The following is a 7,367-nucleotide window of genomic DNA, read 5'->3' as shown; positions in this document are numbered from 1 at the left end:
GGTTATGGCCTACAACTTCCTGTCGGGCTGGGTGGACGCTCGCTCGGTGGACATCTCCGAGTCGTCCAACGAGTTCCTGGACGTGGTGGCGCGCAACGCGGGCGGCGCGCACGCTCCGCAGGGCTGATTTACCCCGAGAGCACCCAGGCCCGCCTCGGCGTGTATCGGGTCTCCTGATCCAGGAGACCCACCGTCGGGCGGGCGCTCTCTTCTCCAGGAACAGGTGCATTCATGGGAATGGCAGTAGGTGGCTCCCAAGGGGGCCCGAAGAGCGACATCAACGTCACCCCCCTGGTGGACGTGGTGCTGGTGCTCCTCATCATCTTCATGGTCGTCACTCCCATGCTCCAGCGTGGGAAGTCCGTCACCCTGCCGAAGGCGGCCAAGGTGGAGGACGAGAAGCCAGGGAACGACCCGGATCCGCTCATCCTCTCCATGACCGCGGACAAGAAGACGTTCGTGGAGCAGGACGAGTTCGATGCGGCGGGCCTGGAGGCCAAGCTGCGTGAGACGCTGGCATACCTGCCCAACAAGAAGCTTCTTCTCAAGGGCGACAGCTCCCTCACCGTGGGCGACGTGCGCCAGGTGATGGAGATCACCCGCAAGGCGAAGGCCAGGAAGATCTTCCTGGGCGTCGAGGAGCAGAAGTAGCCATGGCCGGAACTCGTAAGTTCGTCAAACCCTCCACCCCGCCCAACTCGGAGATCAACGTCACTCCGCTGGTGGACGTGGTGTTGGTGCTCCTCATCATCTTCATGGTCGTCACCCCGCTCCTCGAGAAGGACATCGAGGTGCGCATCCCGGAGACCGAGGACGTCCCCGTGGAGCAGATGCCCCAGGACAACAGCCAGCTGATCGTCAAGCTGGACGCCGACGGCACCTACTCCATCAACGCGGACCCCGTCGCTTCCGACGACTACGTCAACAAGCTCAAGCGCATGCTGGCCGCCAAGACGAAGGAGGACCGCGTGGTCTTCTTCGTGGCGGACGACAAGGCCAACTACGGCAAGCTCGTGGCCGCCTTCGACGGCGCCAAGCAGGCCGGGGCCTTCGTGCTGGGCATGGCCACCGAGGACATCCCGCTGGCTCCGGCGGGTGCTCCCGCTGGCGACCCGGGGGCCGCTCCGGCGCCCGCCCCGGTTCAATAAAACATCGTGTGGTTCACAGACAGGGGCTCGTCGGCTAGAGTGTAAAACTCTCATGGCCGACGAGCTCCTGATCTTTGAGCAGACCATCGAAGCCGTCTATGTGCGAGCACTGCACGGACGGATTCCTCCCAGCTGCAAGGCTCGTCTGCGGGAGGCGGGACTCGACCTGGACAAGAAGCTCCGCCCCGCCTACCCCTTCGACTCGTGGATGACGTTCCTGCGCATCACGGCGGAGGAGCTCTACCCGGGTGAGCCGCTGAGCCAGGGGGCCTTCAAGATTGGCGAGGCGTGCATCGACGGCTTCCGCGAGACGATGCTGGGGCGCGCCGTGCTGTCGCTCTTGCGCGTGCTGGGCCCCCGGCGGGCACTGATGCGGGCCACGCAGAACTTCCGGGCGGGCAACAACTACACCGAGTCACGCCTGAAGGAGATCTCCCCGCGTCAGTTCGAGCTGTGGATGAACGAGGTTGGCTCGCTGCCCACGTTCACCGCGGGCATCCTCCACGCGGGGCTGCGGACGGCCGGCGCGGAGAACATCCACGTCGACCTGTCCGGCTACGACGGGCACGCCTGTACCTACCGCATCAGCTGGAGTGAGGCCTCGGTCTCCTCGGGCGTGGCCGGCAAGGGCGACTCCAAGGCCGCCACCAAGTCCGGGTCCATCAACTCCCTGTAGATGAACTCGGCGATCAGGCCGGTCACCATCCAGATGGGCAGGATGTAGAGCGACGTCATCTCCCAGAGGATGGCGCCGCTGTCCGCGTAGTACCAGATGCGGTAGCCCGTCAGCTTCTCCAGCACCACCCCGCTCAAGCCCTCGAAGAGGAGGATGGCGAAGCCGTAGAGCACCGCGCGCAGCGCCGTGTGCTGGCGGAAGGTGCGGCGGTAGATGGCCTCGACGAAGCAGAAGCAGGCCACGCCGTAGATGAGGAACATCCACAGCGAGCACTGGCCGTACGCCGCGACGACGGGCGTGTCCCAGATGTGGTTGAGGTTCAGCCGATCATCCACCCGCCATTGGAAGCGGAAGAAGACCTCCAGCAGCGGCACGTGCCGGCCGATGCGGACCAGGTTGTAGAAGAAGATCTCCGAGGACAGACCCACCATTCCGTAGAGGACGAAGCGGAAGAGGGCGAAGGTCAGCTTCAGCCGCACGTTGCGCTTGAGGTCAGCGCGGCGGACGTGGACGGACCGGGGAGAGGTGCCCGACTGCGGGGCCGAGGTGGTGTGTTCCATGGCCCCCTAGATTAGCCGAATTTCACGCCGGCTCGTGGGCGGTGCCCTCCACTGCGCGGGACGTGCCATCCCGGGCCGGGGACGCGTTGGTGCCGGAGGCCTCTCGGAGGGGAAGCGGTACGCGCATTGCTCCAGCGAGCCGAGAACCTTTCGGAGGGCAGGACATGCTGGCGCGGGTGCGGTCGGGCGCGTTGATGGGCATCGACGCGGTGGTGGTGGAGTGCGAGGTGGATATGGCGATGGGCCTCCCGTACTTCAATGTGGTCGGTTTGCCGGAGGGAGCCGTGCGCGAGTCCAAGGTGCGCGTCGTCTCGGCCCTGAAGAATTGTGGCTTCGAGCTGCCGCAGAAGCGCATCACCGTGAACCTCGCTCCGGCGGACATCCGCAAGGAGGGAGCGGCCTTCGAGCTGCCCATCGCGCTGGGGGTGCTCGCCGCGGCGAAGCTGATGGAGGAGGAGCCGCTGGGGCGCTACCTCTTCGGCGGGGAGCTATCCCTGGACGGGTGGGTGAAGCCCATCCGGGGCGTACTGCCGCTGGCCGTGGCGGCGCGCGACGGGGGCTACGAGGGCGTGATGGTTCCGGCGGCGAACGCGGCCGAGGCGGCGCTCGTGGAGGGCATCCAGGTGCTGGCCGTCAACAACCTGCGCGAGGCGGTGGAGCACCTCACTGGCGAGAAGCCCCTGGCCGCCTTCACCCGCGAGAGGGGCTCCCCTGCCCTCTCGCGCGGGCGCTCGACCCCGCTCGACATGTCCGACGTCCGGGGACAGGCGGACATCAAGACGGCGCTGGAGCTGGCCGCCGCCGGGGGCCACAACGTCATGCTCTGTGGTCCACCTGGCTCGGGCAAGACGATGCTGGCCCGGCGGCTGCCCGGCATCCTCCCCACGATGACCTTCGACGAGGCGCTGGAGGTGACCAAGATCTACTCCGTGCTCGGCCTCCTCGGAGACGATCAAACGATGATGCGCGAGCGGCCCTTCCGCGCGCCCCACCACACCATCTCCGACGCGGGACTGGTGGGCGGCGGCCCCACCACGAGGCCGGGAGAGCTGTCCCTGGCACACCACGGAGTGCTCTTCCTCGACGAGCTGCCCGAGTTCCGCAAGAACGTGCTGGAGGTGCTGCGGCAGCCCCTGGAGGAAGGTTCCATCCACCTGGCGCGCGCCACCCAGCATGTCACCTACCCCTGCCGGGTGATGATGGTGGCGGCGATGAACCCCTGCCCGTGCGGCTACTTCAACGTGCCCGGACGCAACTGCCAATGTAAGGACTACCGCGTCTTCGACTACCACTCGCGGGTGAGTGGACCGCTGCTGGACCGCATCGACATCACCCTCCAGACGCGCCCGGTGGAGTACCACCACATCGCCCGCGCCGACGGAGAGGAGCCCCCCAGCGCGTACTACCGGGAGCGCGTGGAGGCCGCCCGCGAGCGCCAACGGGCCCGGTACCGGGACGAGCCGGGGGTGTACTGCAACGCGCAGATGCCCGCTCGCCTGCTGCGCCGCTACTGCAAGCCCTCCCCGAAGGCCGAGTCAATGCTCGAAAAGGCCGTGCACACCTTCGGGCTGTCCGCGCGTGCCCACGACCGCATCCTCAAGCTGGCCCGCTCCCGCGCGGACCTGGAGGGGCACGAGCGCATCGAGGACGTGGACGTCCAGCTCGCCATCGACTGCCGACAGATGGACCGCCGGGGCTGGCTGCACACCAACACCCATGGCGGTCCCGCCCCCGTCCAGCAGAACACCGCCTTCAACCAAGTGCGGCGTCCCGAACGGGACTCGTGGCCTCCCGAGGACCCTTGAGCGGCTCCCCTGCCCTCACGGGCCGCACCAACTCGGGCAACGGGCCGGTGATGAGGCGGGCCGATCGCTTGAAGGCCAGGAACGAGTACGCCCAGTCGAGGAGCACGGCCAGCTTGCTGCGAAAGCCGATGAGGAAGAGGAGGTGGACGCCGAGCCAGGCCAGCCACGCGCTGAAGCCCGAGGACTCGAAGCGCTGAAAGGCCACCCCCACCGCCTTGCCTCGCCCGATGACCGCGTAGGTGCCCCGGTCCCAGTAGCGGAAGGGCTTCATCGGCTGGCCCTCCAGGTGGCGGTGGATGTTGTGCCCGACCTGCTTGCCCTGCTGGATGGCCGCGGGCGCCACGCCCGGAATGGGATTGCCGTCCTGGACGAAGTGCGCCAGGTCGCCGATGACGAAGACGTCCTGGCGGCCCGGGAGGGTCAGCTCGGGCGTCACCTTGACGCGGCCCGCCCGATCCAGCTCCGTGCCCAGCGAGCGCGCCACCGGAGAGGCCGCCACGCCGGCGGCCCAGATGATCGTCCGCGCCGGGATGTGCTCCTCGCCGATGAACACGCCCGTCTCGTCGAGGTGGGTGACACGCGTGTTCGTGCGGACCTCCACTCCCAGCTTCTCCAGCGCGCCCCGGGCCTTCTCCGACAGCGGCTCCGAATAGATGGGTAGTACGCGCTGCACGCCCTCCAGCAGCAGGATGCGCGCCTGCGAGGGATCGATGTTGTGGAAGTCGTGCGCCAGCGTGTGGCGGGAGATCTCCGCGAGCGCTCCGGCCATCTCCACCCCCGTGGGCCCCGCTCCGATGATGACGAAGGTGAGCAGCTCGCGGCGACGGACCGGGTCGGGCTCGCGCTCGGCCATCTCGAAGGCCAGCAGCACCTTGCGGCGGATCTGCAGCGCGTCGTCGACCGTCTTCAGTCCCAGCGCGTGCTTCGCCCACTCGTCGTGGCCGAAGTAGGAGTGCGTCGCCCCGGTGGCGACGATGAGGTAGTCGTAGGACAGCTCACCATCGGCCAGCAGCACGCGCTTGCCCGCCACGTCCACCCCCGTCACCTCGGCGAGCAGCACCGTCGTCTCCCTGCCCAGCAGGCCACGGATGGGCGAGGCGATCTCTCCCGGGCTGAGCGTGGCCGTGGCCACCTGGTACAGCAGCGGCTGGAAGAGATGGTGGTTCTGCCGGTCCACCACGGTGACTCGCACCGGCGCCTTCCGCAGCGACCGCGCCGCGTACAGACCGCCAAAACCACCACCGAGGATGACCACGTGGGGAAGCTCGTCGTGTCGGGCCGTCATGTTCAGGAAATTCCTCCCAGCGGACTCGAATTCAACGGAATCGACGTCCCCGCGTCTACCCCGTACCCGGCGGCGGTTTGACCAGCTAGAAGGCCAGGTGATGAAGCTCCTGTCCCCCCTCATCGCCCTCTTCCAGGCCCTCATCGTCATCTTGTGGCTGGTGTTCTGGATTTCCGTGTCCGGGCTGGCGGCGCTCCTCACGTTCAACGGGAGCGTGCCCCTGATGATGGCGCGGCGCTTCTGGGCTCCCATTCACTGGCGCATCACCGGCTCGCCCCTGCTCGTGGAGCCCCTGCCGGACATCGACTGGAGCCGGCCCCACATCTTCCTCATGAATCACCAGTCCGCCTTCGACATCCCCGTGGCGTTCGCGGTGATTCCCGTGAACATCCGCTTCCTCGCCAAGCATAGCTTGAAGTGGGTTCCGTTCCTGGGCTGGTACATGACGATGACGGGGATGATCTTCGTCAACCGCTCCGACCCGCGCGAGGCCGTCCGCAGCCTGAGGGTCGCCGGAGAGCGCATCCGCGCCGGCTCCAACCTCCTCGCCTTCCCCGAGGGCACGCGCTCGAAGGATGGGCGAATCCTCCCCTTCAAGAAGGGCGCCTTCGCGCTGGCCGTGGAGGCCGGGGTGCCCATCGTCCCCATCGCCATCGAGGGCACGCGCGGCATGCTTCCCCCGGGCAGCGTGCGGCTGCGGCGCCACCCCATCCGGGTGAAGGTGGGCCAGCCCATCGAGACCGCGGGGCGCAAGGGGGCGCAGCGCGAGGCCCTCATGAACGAGGTACGCGACATCATCATCCAGCTCCACCGGGACATCGGCGGCGAGGGCGAAGCCCCGGCCTGACCTCCACCGTGCGAGACGCTTCACGCGAAACGAGACGCCCCCACCCACCGCTCCCCGAGTGAGCCCAGCGCGGCACGGCGGTTGCTCAAGGCTCCTCGCGGCACGCACGGGCCATTCCGGCTCCGAGGCGCGGCCCCATTCATGTGAAGGGCGGCGAGGCGATGATGAACAAGGTGACGGACAAGCTGAAGGCGGTGGCGGCGGCGGTGGCGGCGATCGAGAAGCAGTTCGGCAAGGGCGCGGTAATGCCCCTGGGTGGCGAGGTGCGCGAGCAGCGGGTGGCGGTCATCCCCACGGGCTCGGTGGGATTGGACCGGGCGCTCGGAGTGGGCGGCTACCCGCGCGGGCGCGTGGTGGAGATCTTCGGCAACGAGTCCTCGGGCAAGACGACGCTCACGCTGCACGCCATCGCGCAGGTGCAGGCCCAGGGCGGCGTGGCGGCCTTCATCGACGCGGAGCACGCGCTGGACGTCAACTACGCGCGCAAGCTCGGCGTGCGCGTGGAGGAGCTGCTCATCTCGCAGCCGGACACCGGGGAGCAGGCACTGGAGATCACCGAGCAGCTCGTGCGCTCGGGGGCGGTGGACCTCATCGTGGTGGACTCGGTGGCCGCGCTGGTGCCTCGTGCGGAGATCGAGGGCGAGATGGGTGATGCGCACATGGGCGTGCAGGCGCGGCTGATGAGCCAGGCGCTGCGCAAGCTGACGGGCGCGGTGAGCCGCTCGGGGTGCTGCATCATCTTCATCAATCAGATTCGCATGAAGATCGGCGTGGTGTTCGGCAACCCGGAGACGACCACGGGCGGCAACGCGCTGAAGTTCTACTCCTCGGTGCGCATGGAGATCCGCCGCACGAGCAACCTCAAGGACGGCGAGGCGGTGGTGGGCACGCGGGCCAAGGTGAAGGTGGTGAAGAACAAGGTGGCCCCGCCCTTCCAGGAGGTGGAGTTCGACCTGCTGTACGGCGTGGGCATCCACCGCGCGGGCGAGGTGCTGGACCTCGGGGTGCAGTCGGGACTGGTGGACAAGGCCGGCAGCCACTTCAGC

At 67.9% G+C, this 7,367-nt stretch carries 8 protein-coding genes and 1 pseudogene; 7 read left to right on the top strand and 2 right to left on the bottom strand.

Features of this window, described 5'->3' with window-relative positions; translation table 11 throughout:
* From VF794_RS25605 to VF794_RS25590, 4 genes and pseudogenes are all read left to right on the top strand, one after another.
* Positions 1-127, top strand: a pseudogene (locus VF794_RS25605) (MotA/TolQ/ExbB proton channel family protein); the annotation flags it as partial.
* A 104-nt stretch (positions 128-231) separates the two neighbouring features.
* The gene (locus VF794_RS25600) at positions 232-651 is read left to right on the top strand and encodes a biopolymer transporter ExbD (protein ID WP_331114787.1); all 420 of its coding nucleotides are present in this window, start codon (positions 232-234) and stop codon (positions 649-651) included.
* A gap of 2 nt (positions 652-653) precedes the next feature.
* A complete protein-coding gene (locus VF794_RS25595) occupies positions 654-1,148 on the top strand; it encodes a biopolymer transporter ExbD (RefSeq protein WP_331114785.1) in 495 nt (164 codons plus the stop codon).
* 52 nt (positions 1,149-1,200) lie between these two features.
* Positions 1,201-1,824 carry a DUF2378 family protein gene (locus VF794_RS25590; protein WP_331114783.1) on the top strand — a complete coding sequence of 208 codons (624 nt, stop codon included), beginning with the start codon at positions 1,201-1,203 and terminating at the stop codon, positions 1,822-1,824.
* On the opposite strand, the gene VF794_RS25585 is transcribed toward VF794_RS25590, so the two are convergent.
* Positions 1,725-2,384, bottom strand: coding sequence for a hypothetical protein (locus tag VF794_RS25585; protein ID WP_331114781.1), 660 nt, complete (start codon positions 2,382-2,384; stop codon positions 1,725-1,727). The genes VF794_RS25590 and VF794_RS25585 overlap by 100 nt on opposite strands.
* A gap of 164 nt (positions 2,385-2,548) precedes the next feature.
* On the opposite strand from VF794_RS25585, the gene VF794_RS25580 reads away from it, so the two are divergent.
* Positions 2,549-4,189, top strand: a complete 1,641-nt coding sequence (locus tag VF794_RS25580; RefSeq protein ID WP_331114779.1) for a YifB family Mg chelatase-like AAA ATPase — start codon at positions 2,549-2,551, stop codon at positions 4,187-4,189.
* On the opposite strand, the gene VF794_RS25575 is transcribed toward VF794_RS25580, so the two are convergent.
* The gene (locus tag VF794_RS25575) at positions 4,137-5,474 is read right to left on the bottom strand and encodes an NAD(P)/FAD-dependent oxidoreductase (protein WP_331114777.1); all 1,338 of its coding nucleotides are present in this window, start codon (positions 5,472-5,474) and stop codon (positions 4,137-4,139) included. The two genes, VF794_RS25580 and VF794_RS25575, sit on opposite strands and share 53 nt — an antisense overlap.
* A 100-nt stretch (positions 5,475-5,574) precedes the next feature.
* Here VF794_RS25575 and VF794_RS25570 point away from each other — a divergent pair, with 100 nt between their 5' ends.
* Both VF794_RS25570 and recA read left to right on the top strand, forming a co-directional pair.
* Positions 5,575-6,321, top strand: coding sequence for a lysophospholipid acyltransferase family protein (locus VF794_RS25570; RefSeq protein WP_331114774.1), 747 nt, complete (start codon positions 5,575-5,577; stop codon positions 6,319-6,321).
* Between the two features lie 164 nt (positions 6,322-6,485).
* On the top strand, positions 6,486-7,367 hold an 882-nt coding region (gene recA / locus VF794_RS25565), incomplete at its 3' end, for a recombinase RecA (protein ID WP_331114789.1).

This window comes from Archangium sp. (genome assembly GCF_036389735.1).
In the GTDB taxonomy this organism is placed as follows: Bacteria; Myxococcota; Myxococcia; order Myxococcales; family Myxococcaceae; genus Archangium.
The sequence above is the reverse complement of the archived record's forward strand: the minus strand, read 5'-3'. Positions and strand labels throughout refer to the sequence as shown.